The sequence below is a fragment of the Thermococcus sp. genome (assembly GCF_027066465.1).
Taxonomy (GTDB): Archaea; Methanobacteriota_B; Thermococci; order Thermococcales; family Thermococcaceae; genus Thermococcus.
Window position 1 is genome coordinate 1 of record NZ_JAMONU010000010.1, and the last position, 18248, is coordinate 18248.

General features: G+C 52.9%; 20 protein-coding genes and 1 tRNA gene. 11 read left to right on the forward strand and 10 right to left on the reverse strand.

The genetic code is table 11. The annotated features are described in order from the left end of the window. The 4 genes from MVK46_RS00495 to MVK46_RS00510 form a co-directional block, all read left to right on the forward strand. A partial coding sequence (locus tag MVK46_RS00495; RefSeq protein WP_297534437.1) for a M20/M25/M40 family metallo-hydrolase occupies positions 1-469 on the forward strand: 469 nt, incomplete at its 5' end. Between the two features lie 50 nt (positions 470-519). After that, positions 520-1074 (forward strand): archaemetzincin family Zn-dependent metalloprotease, encoded by a 555-nt coding sequence (locus tag MVK46_RS00500; RefSeq protein ID WP_297534438.1) that lies wholly within the window; start codon positions 520-522, stop codon positions 1072-1074. Beyond that, entirely contained in the window at positions 1071-1610 is a 540-nt protein-coding gene (cyaB, locus tag MVK46_RS00505) for a class IV adenylate cyclase (protein ID WP_297534439.1), read from the forward strand. Before MVK46_RS00500 ends, cyaB begins: the two co-directional genes overlap by 4 nt. Beyond that, on the forward strand, positions 1610-2416 hold the full coding sequence (locus MVK46_RS00510) for a hypothetical protein (RefSeq protein ID WP_297534441.1): 807 nt from the start codon (positions 1610-1612) through the stop codon (positions 2414-2416). The genes cyaB and MVK46_RS00510 overlap by 1 nt, the downstream gene beginning before the upstream one ends. On the opposite strand, the gene MVK46_RS00515 is transcribed toward MVK46_RS00510, so the two are convergent. Continuing rightward, the gene (locus MVK46_RS00515) at positions 2370-3212 is read right to left on the reverse strand and encodes an energy-coupling factor ABC transporter ATP-binding protein (RefSeq protein ID WP_297534442.1); all 843 of its coding nucleotides are present in this window, start codon (positions 3210-3212) and stop codon (positions 2370-2372) included. The two genes, MVK46_RS00510 and MVK46_RS00515, sit on opposite strands and share 47 nt — an antisense overlap. Further along, positions 3209-4687 (reverse strand): TrkH family potassium uptake protein, encoded by a 1479-nt coding sequence (locus MVK46_RS00520; RefSeq protein WP_297534443.1) that lies wholly within the window; start codon positions 4685-4687, stop codon positions 3209-3211. Before MVK46_RS00520 ends, MVK46_RS00515 begins: the two co-directional genes overlap by 4 nt. Positions 4688-4787: 100 nt before the next feature. On the opposite strand from MVK46_RS00520, the gene map reads away from it, so the two are divergent. Beyond that, a complete protein-coding gene (gene map, locus MVK46_RS00525; protein ID WP_297534465.1) occupies positions 4788-5675 on the forward strand; it encodes a type II methionyl aminopeptidase in 888 nt (295 codons plus the stop codon). Positions 5676-6004: 329 nt separating this feature from the next. On the opposite strand, the gene MVK46_RS00530 is transcribed toward map, so the two are convergent. Continuing rightward, positions 6005-6091 (reverse strand) — tRNA-Ser (locus tag MVK46_RS00530). Between the two features lie 135 nt (positions 6092-6226). Here MVK46_RS00530 and MVK46_RS00535 point away from each other — a divergent pair. After that, positions 6227-7399, forward strand: a complete 1173-nt coding sequence (locus MVK46_RS00535) for a CBS domain-containing protein (protein ID WP_297534444.1) — start codon at positions 6227-6229, stop codon at positions 7397-7399. On the opposite strand, the gene MVK46_RS00540 is transcribed toward MVK46_RS00535, so the two are convergent. From MVK46_RS00540 to MVK46_RS00550, 3 genes are read right to left on the reverse strand one after another with little or no spacing between them, the layout of a single operon-like run. Continuing rightward, entirely contained in the window at positions 7368-8489 is a 1122-nt protein-coding gene (locus tag MVK46_RS00540) for a DUF835 domain-containing protein (protein ID WP_297534445.1), read from the reverse strand. The genes MVK46_RS00535 and MVK46_RS00540 overlap by 32 nt on opposite strands. Next, a complete protein-coding gene (gene glmU / locus MVK46_RS00545; RefSeq protein ID WP_297534446.1) occupies positions 8486-9742 on the reverse strand; it encodes a bifunctional sugar-1-phosphate nucleotidylyltransferase/acetyltransferase in 1257 nt (418 codons plus the stop codon). The genes MVK46_RS00540 and glmU overlap by 4 nt, the downstream gene beginning before the upstream one ends. After that, positions 9739-10485, reverse strand: a complete 747-nt coding sequence (locus MVK46_RS00550) for an undecaprenyl-diphosphate phosphatase (RefSeq protein ID WP_297534448.1) — start codon at positions 10483-10485, stop codon at positions 9739-9741. Before MVK46_RS00550 ends, glmU begins: the two co-directional genes overlap by 4 nt. An 81-nt stretch (positions 10486-10566) precedes the next feature. On the opposite strand from MVK46_RS00550, the gene MVK46_RS00555 reads away from it, so the two are divergent. From MVK46_RS00555 to MVK46_RS00565, 3 genes are all read left to right on the forward strand, one after another. Beyond that, positions 10567-11361: an MBL fold metallo-hydrolase gene (locus MVK46_RS00555; RefSeq protein ID WP_297534449.1), complete on the forward strand. Its 795-nt coding sequence runs from the start codon at positions 10567-10569 to the stop codon at positions 11359-11361. 63 nt (positions 11362-11424) lie between these two features. After that, on the forward strand, positions 11425-11634 hold the full coding sequence (locus tag MVK46_RS00560) for a hypothetical protein (RefSeq protein ID WP_297534451.1): 210 nt from the start codon (positions 11425-11427) through the stop codon (positions 11632-11634). 58 nt (positions 11635-11692) lie between these two features. Next, entirely contained in the window at positions 11693-12766 is a 1074-nt protein-coding gene (locus MVK46_RS00565) for an NOG1 family protein (protein WP_297534452.1), read from the forward strand. Positions 12767-12837: 71 nt separating this feature from the next. Here MVK46_RS00565 and MVK46_RS00570 read toward each other — a convergent pair whose 3' ends face one another. Then, entirely contained in the window at positions 12838-13230 is a 393-nt protein-coding gene (locus MVK46_RS00570; protein WP_297534453.1) for a 30S ribosomal protein S8e, read from the reverse strand. Positions 13231-13347: 117 nt separating this feature from the next. Between MVK46_RS00570 and MVK46_RS00575 the strand changes: the two genes are divergently transcribed. Beyond that, the gene (locus MVK46_RS00575) at positions 13348-14181 is read left to right on the forward strand and encodes a hypothetical protein (protein ID WP_297534455.1); all 834 of its coding nucleotides are present in this window, start codon (positions 13348-13350) and stop codon (positions 14179-14181) included. Here the strand turns inward: MVK46_RS00575 and pyrG are convergent. The 3 genes from pyrG to MVK46_RS00590 are packed head-to-tail and all read right to left on the reverse strand — an operon-like array spanning position 14175 to position 16505. Further along, complete coding sequence (gene pyrG / locus MVK46_RS00580) at positions 14175-15773, reverse strand: glutamine hydrolyzing CTP synthase (protein ID WP_297534457.1); 1599 nt, start codon at positions 15771-15773, stop codon at positions 14175-14177. The genes MVK46_RS00575 and pyrG overlap by 7 nt on opposite strands. A gap of 59 nt (positions 15774-15832) precedes the next feature. Next, a complete protein-coding gene (locus tag MVK46_RS00585) occupies positions 15833-16207 on the reverse strand; it encodes a DUF555 domain-containing protein (RefSeq protein ID WP_297534459.1) in 375 nt (124 codons plus the stop codon). 10 nt (positions 16208-16217) lie between these two features. Beyond that, complete coding sequence (locus tag MVK46_RS00590) at positions 16218-16505, reverse strand: DUF357 domain-containing protein (protein WP_297534461.1); 288 nt, start codon at positions 16503-16505, stop codon at positions 16218-16220. A 1343-nt stretch (positions 16506-17848) separates the two neighbouring features. Here MVK46_RS00590 and MVK46_RS00595 point away from each other — a divergent pair. Then, positions 17849-18248: hypothetical protein (locus tag MVK46_RS00595; protein ID WP_297534463.1), on the forward strand; the 400-nt coding region annotated here is incomplete at its 3' end.

Sequence of the window (18248 nt, forward strand, 5' to 3'; positions counted from 1 at the left end):
CCTTGAGAACCATGAAGCGGATATCTACTTCGTCGCGAGCGTTCAGGAGGAGGTTGGCCTCAGGGGTGCTAAAGTTGCGAGCTACGCAATAGACCCCGAGATAGGCATAGCGATGGACGTCACCTTCGCCAAGCAGGTCGGGGACAAGGGCAAAATCGTTCCAAAGCTCGGCGGCGGGCCGGTCATGGACGTTGGGCCGAACATCAACCCTAAGCTGAGGGCCTTTGCCGACGAGGTGGCAAAGAAGTACGGCATTGAGCTTCAGGTTGAGGCATCCCCAAGACCCACCGGCACGGACGCCAACATAATGCAGATTAACCGCGAGGGCGTTGCAACCGCAGTTCTGAGCATACCCATAAAGTACATGCACAGTCAGGTTGAGACGGCAGACCTGAGGGACATCGACAAGACCATAGAGTTCGCCAAGCACCTCCTCGAGGAGCTTAAGCCAATGGACCTGACGCCCTGAACTCGAAAGGTTTAATTTCTTTTCTCCCCTATATTCTCCGGGGAAGCCCCGTGATACTGGTCTCTCCTATCGGCAACATCGATGAGTGGCTCGTTAATGAGGTCGTTGACTTCGTTGGGGATTACTACTATCGCTTCGGTGTGAAGGTTAAACGGGGTCCTGTGATTCCGGTCAGACCGTTTTTAAGCGCTTACAACCCCTACAGGAACCAGTATCTCGGTAGGATTTTCCTCCCAACGCTCTCGCTGATGGGCAGAAGGCTTAAGGCGAGGGCTGTTCTCGGTCTGACGGAGCTTGACCTCTACGAGGAGGGACTGAACTTCATCTTCGGTCTCGCGAATCCGTCGCTGAAAGCGGCCGTTGTTTCAATCCACAGACTTAAACCCGAGTTCTATGGAGAAAAACCGGACGAGGGACTTCTCATGGAGAGGACGGTAAAGGAGGCGATGCACGAACTCGGCCACGTCTTCGGCCTGGAGCACTGCCCCAACGTGAGGTGCGTGATGCACTTCTCCAACTCGATATACGACACCGACGTCAAAACACCCTTCTACTGCTCCTCCTGTGAGGAAAAGCTCAGAAGAAACCTGGAGGTGGAGGGATGATTGAGGTTGAGGTTAAGGGATACGCCGATGATGAGGTCTTCGAGAGGGTCAGGGAGCGCTACAGGTTCGTGAGGAGGGAATACCACGAGGACACTTACTACCAGCATCCCTGCAGGGACTTCTCAAAGACCGATGAAGCCCTCAGGATTAGAATCCGCCGTTTCAACGGCCACTTTGAGGCTTTCCTGACGTACAAGGGTCCCAAAATGGACAGCGTATCGAAGACGAGGGAGGAAATAGAAGTGCCAATCGAGGACCCGGATAAACATGCGATGATTCTCGAGGCCTTGGGCTTTCGGGAGGTCATGACAGTGGAAAAGGTCAGGGAGAAGTTCTACGTTGAAAAGGGGATAACGATAACCCTCGACGATGTGGAAGGCCTCGGAAAGTTCATCGAGATTGAAGCAATGACGGAGAGCAGGGAAAAGGTTCCAGAACTCGTCGAAAAGCTCAGGAAGATACTGATTGAGCTTGGTGTTTCCAAGTTTGAGAGGAAGTCGTACCTCGAGTTGCTCCTTGAGAAGGGAGGGAGCTGATGAGGAAGCTTGAAGAGTTCTTCAAACTCAAAAAACGCCAGAAGAGGCCGGACCTCGAGGTTCTTGAGGAGATTGAGGAGAGGGTTAAGTCTGGAAACGTTGAAGGTGCCATTGCGCTCCTTGAGGAGCTTGAGAGGCCGCAGAACACATTCGTTGCAATCAGGCTAATCCTCAGGAACCTCATCAGCGCCGCGAAGAGTTCGGGAGAGACTGGACGCTGGCTATACTTGGGCCTTCTCAAGGATTTAATCCCCCACGTCAACGGCATTCCAAGCGAGCGCGCCAGGGCAATGCTCTTCGGCGACTTGGCCGTCGCTTTCTACCTGCTGGGTGATGAGTTTGACGGTGATTTTGCACTCAGAAGCGCCATAAACCTTGCTTCAAACCACCCCGACGTTCTCAGGGATATACTCTTCGAACTCATAGACTCGGGGCTTCTTCCAAAGGCCGCATACGTTATGAAAACCGTTAAAAACCGGGCCGGCCTGGACGTTGTTCTCTCCCATCTTGCGGACCTCTTCTACAGGGCGGGTGAGGAGGAAAAAGCCCTGTCAGTTGTGGACCACATAGAGAACCCCTTTCACAGGGCGGTTGCCCTCTACTACATTGCAACCTTTGAGATGACCCGGAACAGGGAGAAGGCCCTAGCCTACCTCCAGCGGGCGATTGAGGAAGCCGAGAAGATTGATGACCCCGATGCCAGGCTTGAACTCATGATGAAGCTCAACGAGGTGCTCCATGAGGTCATGGGGGAGGGTCTCAGTCTCGTCGAGCTTTTAAAAGGGACAGAAGCTCGGACGGAGTAAACGCGGGCGGAAGGTTGAGTTTTTTTGCAACTAAAAGCGACTTCGGAACTTTCACACCCAGCTCAAGAAGCTCCTCGACCCTATCCGCGACCTCTTTGGGAGTTCCCTGGAAAGCAACCGAGCCATCCTTCATAACGATAATTCTGTCCGCGTTCTCAAAGAGAAACCTGGAGTCGTGCTCGCTCATCAGAACCGTAAAGCCTTCCCCTTTCAGCTTCTTAACCACATCGAGCACGTCCCTCTTTCCCCTAGGGTCAAGTTCGGCTGTTGGTTCGTCGAGAACGAGAACTGGAGTTCTCATGGCGAGGACGCAGGCTATGGCGAGTCTCTGCTTCTCGCCGCCGCTCAGGTTGGGGGGAAACTCCTCCCGTTTGTCCTCAAGTCCGACTACCTTAAGCGCCCACTCTATGCGCTCCTCTATCTCTTCCCTCGGGAGACCGATGTTTTCAAGCGCGAACGCTACCTCATCCTCAACGGTCATGTTGAACAGCTGGCTTTCGGGGTTCTGGAGGACGAGACCAACCACAGTTGAAAGCTTGGACACTGGGGTTGAGGTGGTGCTCATGCTTTCCCCGGTCCTCGGGTCCTTGATTAAAACCTCACCCGAAAAGCTCCCGGCTATTGACTGGGGTATTATGCCGTTCAGGGTCAGGCAGAGGGTTGATTTCCCGCTGCCGCTCGGTCCGATTATGCCCACGAGCTCACCTCTCTCAACCGAGAACGAAACGTTCCTCAGGGCGTAGCCCTCTGTGTTTCTGTACCTGAAACTGACGTTCCTGACGTCGATTACCTTCATTTCCTGACCACCCTCGGAAGGAGGAAGGCAACGCTGATTATGAACACCAGCGTCGAGAATATCTCCAGCCTTCCAATCCACATGAGCAGGATGTAGAGTATTTTCAGGTCAACGGGCATTGAGGGAGACGTTATTCCAACGCTCAGACCGACGTTTCCCTGTGCCGACGCAACCTCAAAGAGGGCGTTTGCCAGACTGGCCTTGACCCTTATCATCGTGTAAATCGTTCCGAAGAGGAGGAAGGCAAGGTACGTCATCGTAAAGCTCATGACCTCCTGTATGTCCTCCTCGCTGAAAACGTAGTTGCCGACCTTTCTCTTTATAACGGCTCCCCTCGGGAGTATCGCGCTCTCAATGGTCCACTTAAGGCTCTCGTACATGAGCGTAACTCTAATCAGTTTTATTCCTCCGGCAGTGCTTCCAGCTCCGCCGCCTATGACCATGAGAATCGCGAGTATGAACTTGGCAACCTCTGGATAATTGGAGAGGCTCGTTATCTGGAAGCCCGTACAGCTTATGGCCGAGACCGCATGGAATATGGCACCCTGAAGGGCCTGGCCGATTGGGTCCCCCACCTGGTACAGGCTGTAGGCAATCAGCGCTACCGCGGGCAGGAGAAACACGAACATGTACCTGACCTGAATATCCTCAAAGAAGGGCTTGAGGGACTTGCTTTTGAACACCTTGTAGTGAACGGTGAAGTTGACGGCACCCATTATCATCAGGAATATCGTGACGGCGTTTATTGCTGTGCTGTGGAAGTAGCCTATGCTCTGGTCGTGTGTGCTCATACCACCGGTTCCAAGGCCGGTCATTGCGTGGGTCAGCGCGTCAAAGAGGTTCATGCCGTTGATGTAGTAGAGGTATACGCCGACGAGCGTGAGTCCGAGGTATATCTCGAATATAACCTTGGAGGTGTTGACGAGGTTGGGAAGGATTCTCTCGCTCCTGGCTTCGGCCCTGTAAAGCCTGGCCGCCGCGACCCCCGGTCTGATGAGTATCGAGAGGGCGACGAGAACTATTCCAATACCCCCAAGCCACTGCATCCAGGCACGCCAGAAGAGCAGCATCTTAGGATAGCTCGAGAGGTGGCTCATCATCGTAAGTCCAGTCCCCGTCCACGCGCTCATGCTCTCAAAGTATGAGTCCACAAACGACATGTGGGCGATTTTCATGAACGGAACAACGCTCACGAAGGACGCGAAGAGCCATGTAAAGGCCGCCGCAATCATGGCCTGCCTCAGGTTTACGTCTTCTATCTTGCTGGAGTGCCTTCCCAGCCATGCACCGAGGAGTATGCAGAAGGCACCCGGGGCGGCGAAGTATATGGCGTACTGTACCTCCTTAGGGTAGAACCACACGAGGAGAACCGGAAAGAAGTAGGCCAGTCCGACACCCTGAAGTATCGGTCCTATCAGGTTTCTGACGACGAAGAGGTCTGCTGAAACGTTGATTCGTCTGCCGAACTCGAGCATTCCCTCACCGTCCGTAGGCATAGGGGCGGGCTTCAATAAAAGGTTTTTCGTCCTTCGTAAGGTTTAAGGGTAGCCTAACATAGGAACAACGGTGGTGAAAGTGGAGGAAGTTGATGCACTCATAAAGGCAGGTGAAATCGCGAGGAAGGTCAAGGAAGAGGTAAAGGGCATGATAAAGCCCGGGGCAAAGCTGCTTGACATAGCGGAGTTCGTTGAGAAAAGGATAGTTGAACTGGGCGGTAAGCCGGCTTTTCCCTGCAACCTCTCGCTCAACGAGGTGGCGGCACACTACACCCCGTACAAAGGCGATGAGACGGTTCTGAAGGAAGGCGACTATCTGAAGCTCGACCTCGGTGTCCACGTTGACGGCTACATAGCCGACACGGCCCTCACCTTCCGTATCGGCATGGAGGAGGACGAGCTGATGGAAGCGGCGAGGGAAGCTCTCGAGAACGCGATAGCGACCGTTAGGGCCGGGGTTATGGTCAGGGACGTTGCCAAGGCCATCGAGGAGACGATACGCGGTAAGGGGTTCAACCCCATAGTGAACCTCAGCGGGCACAAGATAGAGAGGTACAAGCTCCATGCGGGGGTGAGCATACCCAACGTCTACAGGCAGGCGGACACCTACGTTCTCAAGGAGGGGGACGTTTTTGCGATAGAACCATTTGCTACCACTGGCGCGGGTCAGGTAATTGAGGTTCCCCCGGCGCTGATTTTTATGTACGTTCGCGATAGGCCCGTCAGAATGCTCCAGGCGAGAAGGCTGCTCATGCACATCAAGCGCGAGTACAAAACCCTGCCCTTTGCATACCGCTGGCTTCAGGGGTTCCTGCCGGAGGGACAGCTCAAGATGGCGCTGGCCCAGCTTGACAAGGCCGGTGCGATATACAGCTACCCCATACTGCGCGAGGTCAGGGGAGGTGCAGTAACCCAGTTTGAGCATACCGTCATCGTTGAGAAGGACGGTGCCTACGTAACGACGTGAACTCCCTTCTCTTTTGTTGTTTCAGAATAACTACAACATCTCGAGTCCCGCGCTTCTATGGGAAGTTTTTGGGAGAAGTTAAAGGAGGAGTGAATCTCCTCAAGGGACGGAGAAGTCCGCATCTCTTTTTCTAACCTGGCGTTAGGTTGCGGGTTCTTTCAAACACGTGGAATTGAGTCATGTTTTCTATTTCTCAACGTCCGAAGGACGTTTTGATGGTTGAAAACGATAGAGGGGTAGAAATTTGAGTAGGAACCCCCTCAACGGGCTCGGCAACTTTAAGGTGGAGATGCCAACTTTGGTCAAACTTTGCCTGCGCAAAGTTTGGTTGGCGCCGGGGCAGGGATTTGAACCCTGGCGGGCGGACGCCCACGGGATCTCGAGTCCCGCGCCTTCCCAGGCTAGGCTACCCCGGCGCGGTTTTTGGTTCTTCGGGCCCTTTTATAAATCTTTCCGCGAAAAATTTATTAACTAAAATTAACTAAAATTCGAGCGGTTGCAAAGGTTTAAATCTCCCGAAAACCAAGATATAACTGGAGGAGGTGGCAGAAATGGTCGGAATTCAGGTGCAGGAGGTAATGACCGACAGGTTCCAGAAGATAGACATCGATGCCCCGCTTTCTGAGGCGATTGGTATATTCGAAAAGGAAGACCCCGACCTAATTCTCGTGTTTGATGGTAACCTGTATAAGGGTGTTCTGACCCAAGACCTTATTATCCGCTCCCACCTCAAGTGGGACCCGACGAGGGCCAAGGTTAGGGACGTTTACAAACCCGCCCCGGTCATAAAGCCTGACGAGGACCTTAGCAAGGCCGCTAAGCTCATGATGGAGGTTGACCTCCGCTCGCTCCCCGTTGGGGAGAGCAAGGCTGAAATCATCGGCGTTATAAACGATATAGCCGTCCTTGAGAGGGTGGCTGAGACAGACTTCGGCAAGAAGAAGGTTGAGGAGTTCATGACCAAGGACGTCATAACCCTTAAGCCCGACGATACCGTCGCCAAGGCCCTCGCGACGATGCGCGACCACGCCATATCGAGAATCCCGATAGTCGACGAGGAGGGCAGGCTTGAGGGTCTTGTAACGCTCCACGACCTTATACTCCGCTTCATCAAACCCCGCTTCAGGGCAAAAGCCGGTGAGCTGGCCGGTGAGAAGATACCTCCCTTCAGCATGCCCCTCCGCGACGTCATGATTAGAGGTGTGATAACCGTTCTCCCGGACGCTAAGATCAGGGAAGCGGTCGCTACGATGAGGGACAACGATATAGATGGCCTCGTCGTCGTCAACGAGGACAACAAGGTCGTTGGAATCCTCACGGTCAAGGACCTGCTCCTGCCGATTTCAAAGATGACCGAAAAGGAGGCGAAGTTTTACCTCCAGCTTGGCGGAGACGCCTCACTGCTCAGCGACTTCACAAGGGAGAGAATCATTGAGGACATCAAGCGCTTTGTAGAGGGCTACGAGGATTTACTCGGTCAGGAGGGCATAATATACCTCCACATAAGGCGCTTCCCCGAGAAGTTCAGGGGAGTCCACCTATACCAAGCCAGGATGCGTGTCGTTACCGACAGGGGAGTTTTTGTGGCTACCGGCGAGACTTGGGGGGCCATTCAGGCCGTTCACGACGCGTTGAGGGCCATCGAAAGGCAGTTGCTTCAGAAGGCCGAGCTGGAGAAGGACACGCGCTACGCTAAGCGCTTCCTTGAGAAGCTGGGCCTTTGAACTCTCCAAACTCCCTTTCTAAAATTTTAAGCTGGTTCTCGTCGAGGGTGTTGGGGTCCAAGGTTAGGACGAGTTCTCCACCGTGTATCAGAACCCTGTCCTTCAGGTCGAGGAGGAACCTGAGTGCAGGCGTAAAGCCGTTTTCAAGTATTAGGTACTCGAAGGCGTCTAGATAAACCGTCCTGTACCCTGATGAAAGGGCCTTCGAAACGAGGTCTAGGAGAATACCGAGCTTTGTGGGGCTTATCGCATAGACGAGGGGGGATTTCTCGATTTCTCCCTCCTGAACCCGCGTTATCCAGAACACCATCGAGTTCGGGCTTAACACAGACTTCAAAAAGTTCAGCTCGCTTCTGGTTATGGCAACTATTCCCTCTTCGCCGAGGGATTTAAGCATATCCTTCGCCGCTTCATGGTCGGTGTAAACAACCGTCCCAGACTCTGCAACGGCCTTCCTCACGGGTGGTAGCTGAATTCTCGGCCACAGGACAACGCCGAGGGCGCCTATCGCCATCATAACCCTGAAGACAGTGCCGAGGGTGAAGCCCCAGGGCAGGAACCATTTGAGGGTGGCCGTGTACGGGTATGTCGCGTTCAGCATTCCCAGAAGAATCATCCCAATCGGGAACAGCTTGGGTATGAACCCTTTTGTGAGGGAGTACTTCAGTATGATTATTCCAAGGTACAGGTAGCCGGCCGCGTACACGATTACTGGGAGGAGCGTCTTCGTGGTAAAGCCGAGCGACAGCTCACCCACGTTGGTAACGATAATCCAGAAGTATCCGAGAACGCCGATGGCAAGGGGGAACGTCATCTTGGCCATGCTGGGTTCTTCCTTGATGTATTCGGCCGCTATTATCATAAGAACCCCTTGGAAGAGTGTGTTGACCATGTCGAGTGCAAAGGCTACCCCCGGGTTGAGGTGGAATCCGAGGGGGGCAAGCAGGAACCTCTCGGGGTCCATCGCGGCGAGGAAGAAGGAGACGGCTATGTAAATCCACCCGCGGTTTCTTTCCCGGTACGCTTTGTGGAGCGCAACTCCAAAGAGAACCCACCGTGAGACGAGGTTGAGGGCGTAGACGATGCTCAAAGTCCACGCACCTCTTTCTCCTGCTTTACGATGACGAGGCTGTTTGGAGGAACGTTCTTGTCTATAATCGCCCCCGGTCCTATGAACGAATTGCTTCCGATTTTCCTTCCGGGGTAGATGCTGACGTTGATGCCGACCTTCACGTTGTGCCCGATTATCGCCCCGAGCTTGTGTCTGCCGCTGTCTTCAAGCTTGCCCTTAACCTCGACCTTGATGTTTCCCCTGTCGTGCCTCAGGTTGGCCGTTATCGTTCCCGCTCCGAGGTTTGTGTTCTCGCCGATTATCGAGTCGCCGACGTAGTTGAGATGGGGGGCGTTGCTGTTGTCCATTATTATGGAGTTCTTGACCTCGACGGCGTTCCCTATGTGGCAGTTGTTGCCTATGCTTGTGTACGGCCTTATGAAGCAGTTGGGCCCTATCCTCGATTTCCTGCCAATCTTTACTGGGCCGATTATATAAGCCCCGCTCCTGACGACGGTTCCCTCTCCGATTTCAACGGGAGGAACTATCACAGCCCCCTCTTCAACGGTTCCCCTTATCTCATGTTTGAGCTTGCTCTTGAGGAGGTACTCGTTGAGTTCCAGCAGGTTCCAGGGCATTCCAATGTCGTTCCAGTAGCCTTCGTAGGGAACCGCTATAACCTTTAAGCCTGCCTCAATCATCAGGTTTATCGTGTCGGTTATCTCATACTCACCGCGCTCACTCAGGCCGGTCTTTGCTATGAACTCAAAAACGCTTGAACGGAAGGCGTAGATGCCGAGATTGGCATAGCCGGGGACTTTGCCGGGCTTTTCGAGGATTGAAACTACGCGGTTTCCGTGCACGTCTACCTTTCCGAAGTGGCTTAAATCCTCGAAGTGCTTGACAACGATTGCCACATCTGCCCTCTCCCTTCTGAAGGCCGAGACAAGTTCCCTGACGGCGTCCTCCTCAAAGTAGATATCGCCGTTGGCGACGATGAACTCCTCCTCAACGCTCTCCCTGGCGCTCTCGATTGCCTTTGCGGTTCCCTCGCCGGGAAGCTGCTCAACGTAGGTTATCGGCTTGCCGCCAAACTCGTCCCCAAGCGTCTCCATTATCTTTTCCTTCTTGTAGCGGACCACTACCACGAACTCGTCCACGAAGGGGTACAGGTTCTCCAGAACGTATTCTATAATCGGCCTGTTGGCAACCTTGAGGATTACCTTCGGCCTGTCGTCGGTGAGCGGTTTCAGCCTCTCACCCTTTCCGGCGGCGAGCACAACAGCCTTCACGCTATCACCTCCAAGATTAGGGCGAGGATGGGAATCAACCCAAAGATTGCCAGGAACTTCCTATCGTTCCTTTCGGCGAGGGTTTCGAGAACTCTCATCGTCAGCAGGCTTACAACAAAGGCCAGCAGGAACGCCGTAAATGGAACCCAGGCGGGTCCGTCTGGCTTCCAGGTTCTAATCATGGCTAGTTTGAAGACGAAATACGCCGGGGCAACCATAAAACCCCACTCAAGGCTCTTCTTCACGCTGTGCCCGGGGACGACGAGTCCCGCCGTTACAAAGCCTGTTCTCGCCAGGGTTCCGAGGACTGAAAGTCCCTGGAGTATACCCCCCGAGAGGGCGTCGAGAATGCTGGGCTGTTCGGGTAGCTTTTCGTCTATCCTCTTTAAAATGGCCAGCTTCGGCCACAAAAGTGCCATTAAAATCAAAAACACCCCGATTCCAGCGTTTATTATCAGGGAGCTGAAATCCGAGACCGCGCAGGAGAACCTCTCAAGGGGGTAGCCCACCGTGACGGTAAAAACCGCTGCGAAGACAATGAATTTAAGTTCAGGGTCGTAAATTCCCTTCATCGCTTTTATCAACATTTCCGAAAACCTCTCCCGGTATCTAAAGAGAACTGCAAAGGTTATTCCAAGGTAAGCCGGAACGAGGAACTCCGTTTGGTTTACGAGGGGCGAAAAGAGACTCCCCTCTGGGTTCAACGGAAGCCATGAAGCCAGTGCGGTGATTATTCCCGTCAACACAGCCGAGGAAAGTGAGTCCATTCCCATCCCACAGTCAATTTTTAAACGCTTGAACATAAACTTTTCGCGGTGGGGAACATGAGAGTTACGATACTCTATGAAAACCATTCTGGCTTTAAAAAGGGTCTCCTCGGAGGACACGGCTTTTCGGCCCTCGTTGAGGGGAACGGAAGGAGGGTGCTCGTCGATACCGGAACGGATGGAAAGGTTCTCCTCAGCAACATGGAGGCCCTGGGCATCGAGCCGGATTCAATAGACTACCTGTTCATAACGCACGGCCACTACGACCACACCGGTGGCCTGAAGGCGCTTCTCAAAGCCCGCTCGAAGCCTTTAAAAGTAATCGCTCACCCGGGAATATTCCAGAGGAGGATTGCGCTGAAGCCGAGGAGAAGGGAGATAGGGATTCCCTTCACACGGGAGGAGCTTGAGGAGTTCGGCGCCGAGTTCGTTCTGAGAAAGGAGCCTTTTGAGTTCGTGGAAGGCTTTACAAGCTCCGGCGAGATTGAAAGATTTACCTGGGACAGGGCAGTGGGATACCTCCCGGATGGGACGAAGGACCCGGTCAGGGACGACATGGCGCTCATCCTCGACCTCGGCGATTCAACGGCCGTAATCACCGGTTGCGGACATTCCGGGGTCATCAACATCGTCAGGCACGCCGAGAAGGTCAGCGGGAAGCCCGTAAAGGCCCTAATCGGAGGACTGCACCTGATTGGCGCGAAGGGAGAACTTCTTGAAGACGTTGTCAAAAACGTCAAAGCCAGACTCTACGCGGGCCACTGCACGGGGCTTGAGAGCTTTGCATACCTCCGCTGTCGGCTCGGGAAGCGGGTCGAACCAATCCACGTGGGCAAGACCATCGAGCTTTAGCGATACGTTTTTATATTTTCGCACCATTTTGGTTTTTAGAGCATACTAAAGGAGGGTGGAGATATGGGGCTTGGTGCCATAATTGACAAACTCAATCGGTATGAAGGACTCTTTGAAAAGCTCGGTCTCCTCATCGTTGCGGTGTTTTTCCTGATGGTGATAGCGGGCTTTAGCGACGCCTCCTCCGTGGGCAGGATAATGAGCCTTGTACTGCTCTTCCTGATTGCGCTGGCTTCCCTCGTTGGGGTAATCATCTACCGCTCGCTCGATTGAATACCTTTTTAAGGCCCCTCCCCAACCTTTTCTCCGCGAGATTGAGGGAGGGGTGAGAATGAAGAATCCGTTTGAGAAGATGCCGACGGTTCTTACCGCTGACGAGCTAATCGATAAAGCCTTTAGAAGGGCCGAGAAAGCGGCCTCTGCTTACAACCCCCCCGGCGGGAAGGTCGCGAAGGCGAGGCAGAGGGAAGAGCTTAGAGTTAGAACGGTTTCGAACGTCGTTCGCGACAACCTCCGGAAGATACTCGACAGAACGCCCGGTGTCTCGACGCTCCCGAAGTTCTATCAGGAGTTAGTTGACACGCTCGTCGATAGGGACCAGTTCCACCGCTCGCTGGCGAGGGTCAGCTGGGCGGTAAAGACCATCAGGACTCTTGAGCAACGCTACGTGGAGAAGATACGCTTTGAGAGGGACCCGAAGGAGATAGCCAAGCTCAGGAGGGCTTTCTACGGCCGAGTTGCGGACATACTCCACGAGATTGACGACGATTTGCGCTATCTGAATCAGGCAAGAAACGTTCTCAAGGAGTTGCCCGTCGTCGATTTGGAGCTACCAACGGTCGTCATAGCCGGCCATCCGAACGTGGGCAAGAGCACGCTTTTGAGGGCTTTGACCAACGCGAAGCCGGAAGTTGCGAGCTACCCCTTCACGACGAAGGGAATAAACGTCGGCCAGTTTGAGAAGCACTACCTCCGCTACCAAGTCATAGACACGCCCGGTCTGCTCGACAGACCTCTCAGCGAGAGGAACGAAGTTGAGAAGCAGGCGATACTCGCTTTGAAGCATCTCGGGGATGTTATCGTCTACATCTTCGACCCGAGCGAGTACTGCGGCTTTCCAATCGAGGAGCAGATGCACCTCTTCGAGGAGATACTGAGCGAGTTCGGGGAGTTCCCGTTTATAGTCGCGATAAACAAGGTTGACATAGCGGACGAGGAGAAAACTAAGGCCGTCGAGGAGTTCGTCAAAGCAAAAGGACTTGAGCCCGTTAAGATTTCCGCCCTGACGGGTGAGGGGCTTGATGAGCTCAAGAGGAGAATAATAGCGATTGTCGAGCCGAAAGCTAGGGAGCTGGCGAAGAAAATTATGGAAAAAGAACTTTCGAAGTTCAGGGAAGAGGTTTAATCCCGTTCATCCTGACGGCTCTTTTCCAATTTTGAAAATCAGAATCAGTCAAAGGCAAATTAGAAAAGGGTTCAGGCGTTCTCCTCCTTAAGGAGAACAGCGTTTACAACTCCATCCTGACCGGGCCTGCTGGTGACGACGGCCTTCCCAATCTCGGTCTCGATTATTGCCCCCTTGGTGATGATGTTTCTCCTTGCGTACTGCCTGTTGGCGGGGTTTTCAACGACTCCGAGGATTTTGACCTTCCTGCCCTTTCCACCCTCGAAGACGTTCGCGTAGAGTGCCTCGACGAGGCGAACCTTCCTGTTGCCGCCGTAGGTTCTGATTATCTTCCTCTTCTCCCTCTCCTCTGCAACCCTTGTATTGGCCGGTTCTCTTCCAAGCTCCCTCTTCCTCTTCTTCCTCGCGAGGACAATCCTTCCACCCGAGGGCTTCTTGAGTGACCTTCCCTGCCAGATTGCCATTTATCTCACCTCGATTAGCCTGATGAACCCATCGCCACTTTCGGGAGTTTATTTATAAGCTTTTCTTAGGGGGAACGCTTTTAAATCATTCCCTTATTACTAATAACGGTGGTTCTCATGGGAGCACTTGATGCATTCTCAAAGGCGTTTTCGCTCGTTGGAGACAACAAGAGGATTTACTTTCTCGTCTTGGGTGTAACACTATTTCTGAACGCCCTCAACACTTTCCTCTTCAGGAGTTCTAATCAGGTTCCCATCCATGAGAACATCTCTTCAAACGTCATTTTTGAGCAGTACGGGGCCAGACCGGAAACATTTCTCACGCACGATGTGCGGTTTGTCCTCCTGAAGTTGCTCATTACAATCGTTCTCCTGTCCTTTGTTCAATACAGCTCGGTTAAGGCCTACTTCCTGTCCTTAGAAGATAAGGAGTATTCGATGTCTCAGCTTTTTGTTTCCGCACTCGTAAAGGTGCCCGCGGTGATACTCATCAACCTCCTCGCCTACGTGGTGACTTTAGTTTTCATTGTAGTTCCCGTCGCCGTTCTTCTCTTCGGGGTGGTGACCCTCAGCTTGGGTGTAATCTTTCTGGGGATTCTGCTGTTCTTCCTCGTGTTTCCGCTGGTGCTGACGTTTTTTGCCCTCGTGATTCCCGCGTACGTTGAAACGGAGAAAGTAAGTGCCTTCATCGAGGCCTTGAAGTTAACGCTCGAGAATTTGGCGAGCAGTTTTGGCTACGGAATTCTCATACTCCTCCTCGGCATAGGCGTTGGCATATTAACCGCCCCATTCGTCGCTGTATCCATTGCACTCAGCGCAAATCCCCTCGTGCTGGCCCTTGTGGAGGCCCCATTCAACGCCTTTCTCGTGTGCTTCCTGTGGGCAAGTGGCGTTCTCCTCTACAGGGACTTCAAGGGAATTAAGGGAAGAAAAGAGGAGTTCCTTTACTGATACCTCTTCTTTTTCGCGGCCTCGACGAGTCCCCTGAATACAGGCGCCGGGTTCATGGGCCTCGACTTGAACTCCGGGTGGAACTGGGTCGCTATGAAGTAGCTGTGCTCCGGCAACTCAAGTATCTCCATCCTCCTCTCGTCGTCGCCCGCTATTCCGCTGAAGACGAGGCCAGCGCTCTCGAACATTTCAATGTAGTCCGGGTTGACCTCCCAACGGTGCCTGTGCCTCTCGTAGACTATCTCCCTGCCGTAGAGCCTCTTCGCTAGGGTGTTCGGCTTTATGTGAACCGGGTAAGCGCCGAGCCTCATCGTACCGCCGAGCCTGTCCAAATCCCTCTGCTCCGGCATCAGGTCAACGACCGGATAAGGCGTCTGCGGGTCTATCTCCGTTGAGTGCGCCCCCTTAAGTCCAAGGACGTTGCGGGCGAACTCAACAACCGTCAGCTGGAAGCCAAAGCAGATTCCGAGGAACGGGATGTCGTTCTCCCTCGCGTAGCGTATCGCCATCATCTTGCCCTCGCTCCCGCGCGCTCCGAAGCCTCCGGGGACGATTATACCATCAACGCCCTCAAGGAGCTTCGTTCCTTTTTTCTCGACGTCTTCTGCTTCAATCCATCTTATCTTAACCTTGACGTCGTTGGCGACGCTCGAGTGCTTGAGGGCTTCTTTTATACTCAGGTAGGAATCCACGAGTTTGACGTACTTTCCGACAACGGCTATCTCGACCTCTTCCGTAAGGTTCTTGTACCTCTCCACCATCTCCCGCCACTCGTCGAGGTCGGGCTCCCTCTCAGGAAGGCCGAGCCTCTTCACGAGGTACCTCGCGAGTCCCTCCCTTTCGAGCATCAGCGGAACCTCGTAGGTGTCCTCAACGTCGTAGGCGCTGACGACGGCCTCCTCTGGAACGTTGGTGAAGAGGCTTATCTTCCTCCTCGCGCTCTCCTCGAGGGGGTCTTCGGAGCGGGCAACTATGGCATCTGGCTGGATTCCAAGGGAGCGAAGCTCCTTGACGCTGTGCTGGGTCGGTTTGGTCTTCTGCTCGCCAACCACCTTGAGCTTGGGGACATACGTAACGTGGACGAAGGCGACGTTCTCCCTCCCCTCCTCAAGTTGCATCTGTCTCGCGGCTTCAAGGAAGGGCATTCCCTCAATGTCTCCAACGGTTCCGCCGATTTCGACGATAACGACGTCGTAGTCCCTCGCGATTCTCCTTATGCGCTCCTTTATCTCGTTTGTGATGTGCGGAATAACCTGAACCGTCGCGCCGAGGTATTCGCCCTTACGCTCCTTCTCGATGACGGCCGAGTAGACTTTTCCGGTGGTTATGTTGTGGTCGAAGCTTAGACTCGTGTCGAGAAAGCGCTCGTAGTTTCCGAGGTCGAGGTCAACCTCACCGCCGTCGTCGAGGACGAAGACCTCGCCGTGCTGGTAGGGGTTCATCGTTCCCGCGTCGTAGTTGAGGTAGGGGTCAATCTTGATGTTCGTCGTTCTGAAGCCCCTTGCCTTCATGAGCATGCCGAGAGAAGCGCTGGTGATTCCTTTCCCGAGACCGCTAACAACACCACCCGTAACAAAGATGAACTTCGTCATGGCAAAACCTCCAAAGGTTATGTGGGGCTTTGATTGGAGGGTGTTTAAAAAATTAACCGTCAAAGCTCGGCCTCAACGAAACCGTCGTCCTCTTCAAGCTCCCTTATCTCGTAGACCTTGAGGGGAACCTTCTTGAGAGCCTTACCAACAACGGCCTTGGCTATCCTTTCGGCGTGCTCTATCGTCTGGGCGTTGTAGACCTTGAGAGTCAGGTACATGCCGACGAGACCAACGTTTCCGATTACGAAGGCGCTCTCGAAGTGCGCCCCGCAGACGGGACACTGGGAGTAGCCGAGCTCCACCCTTACGAAGTCGAGCTTCTCCCTGTTGAGTGCCTTCGTTACCTTGCTCACCGCCACGTTTATCGCGTCCTCGCTCGTCTCAACATCCCTCACGATGATAGGCGCCTCGAGAACCACCAGATAGTCCCCCATCTCGCTCACCTCACCCGAATGCGAAAAGCCTGTCGTCTTCACCCCTAAACACGCCGAGCCTCACGCCGGCATCTATGAAGCCGTGCGCGTAGTTCAGAGCTGCAAAGGCGGTGACGTAGTCGCCCTTCTCGTAGTAGTACTTGGCGTCCTCAAAATAGCTCTTTGCCATCGTTAGGAAGTCCATTGCGACCGCGTGGAGAAGGCTCTTCTCGTGGACGGCTATCTCAAGTCGTTTGAGGGCCTCTTCAGTGATTCTAAAATACTTCTGGAGCTTCTCATCGGTTACCTCGCGCTCCACACCGCTCGCCTCGGTCGTGCTTTGAAAGTCTTCTTATAAACCTTACCTCAGAAACTTTGCCTGCGCAAAGTTTCATCAAACAAGCTTTTAGAAAAAGCTTGACCAAAAACTTGTAGCTCCTCACCACAATGGCTCAAATGATGGGTTTGCTTATAAAATCGCGCATTCCCAAAGGAGAACCGACTAAAACAACCCACACAAGAGGATTTACTCTCTTTTGACGCCCTTCGGGCGTTGATTTAAAGGTAAACCCATAATAAAGGAGCAACTTGATGATGTTCTCCAACTCAAAATGACCAATTGATAGGAAATCACTTGAAATTTAACCTCTAAAAAGAGCTACAAACCTTGTCAAACTTTGCGTTCAACCTTTAAGAAAGGCTGGCGAAAAACGAGCAAAAAGTCAGTAGTGCACTACCCAAAAACAACTTTAAAGAGGGTTTAATCGTCTCAAAAAGCTTTTTTACACGGTTTCACATTTTTTATCTGCGTCCGAAGGACGCCTTCTGGGTGAAACACCAAAAGTTGAGCAGATTTAGCAGAAAACCCCACTAAAACTTGCAACTTATAGAAAAAAATACACTTAATCTTCCGCCAGCGCTGAAGCTTTTGGAAAAAGCTTCACCAAAAGTTTGTGATTCTGCTTCAAAGCTCCTGCGTAATAGGATTTCAAAACCAAGCTAGTCGGTAGAGGCCCGAATTCACTTGACTCAGACTTTCCGCGCGGGTTCTACTTAAACCGCGGTCAGAAGGAGCGCTAAAGAGGTGAACCCCTGTAAAAGGCGCTTTCAAAGGAATTCATTTCATCAAAAGAGCAACTCAAAAAGAAATCCACTCAAAAACTACTCCCCAGAAGGGAATCACAAACCTTAGTCAAACTTCGCGTTCAGCCTTTAAGAAAGGCTGGCGAAAGGAGCGCCCTTCTCACCAAAGAGCAAGAAGTCAATCGTGCACTAACAAAAGAGCAAGTCCATAAAGGGTTTAACACTACAACAAAACTCCTTAAGATAGTTTCAACTTACCATCGGCGCCCTTTGGGCGCCTTCAAAGAGAGAAACACTCATATAGAGAGCCATGAAAAAGAAACTCCATTTTCACAATGAACACTTAGAATTAGCACAATACATTCCGCCAGCGCTTGCGCAAGCAAGGGCTGTAAAGGGGGGCAGTAGGGGCTGTCGCCCCCCTGGGGGTCCCGACGTCATCGCAACCCCGTACTCGTCGGGCGTTATTGAGTTCCTGAGAACAAATTATAAGGGTTGCTTTATCACTTTCTCCAGAACAGGAAAGTTTTTATGCTCAAATCAAGTAGTAACCTATCAGATAACTCCGGAGGAAACGGCATGAGAAACTGGAAGGTAACCATAACAGTGCTTCTCATAATGGCCGTTATCGTGATAGGTTATCGAGGTACAGTGCATAACAACAAACCGAACGAGTATTTTTATCCCGGACTCAGGTTTCAGGACAACATCACCGAAAAGGCCCTAGACTACGCTCAAAGCTATCACCCGAGCCGGCAATGGAGCGTAGCGACCCTCTGCATCTGGCCGAACAATACCGCTACCGTTCTGGTTTACGGCAACTACACGATAAACTGCGAGGGACTAACGTGTTCCAGAAAAGATGGCCTTCTCTACGCGGTGGACCTTAACCTCACCAACTTGGGGTTGCTGTCCTTTAAAAAAGTGCCTCTCAATGCCTACGATGAGCTAATTGACCGGTGTAAAAAGCTTGAAAACG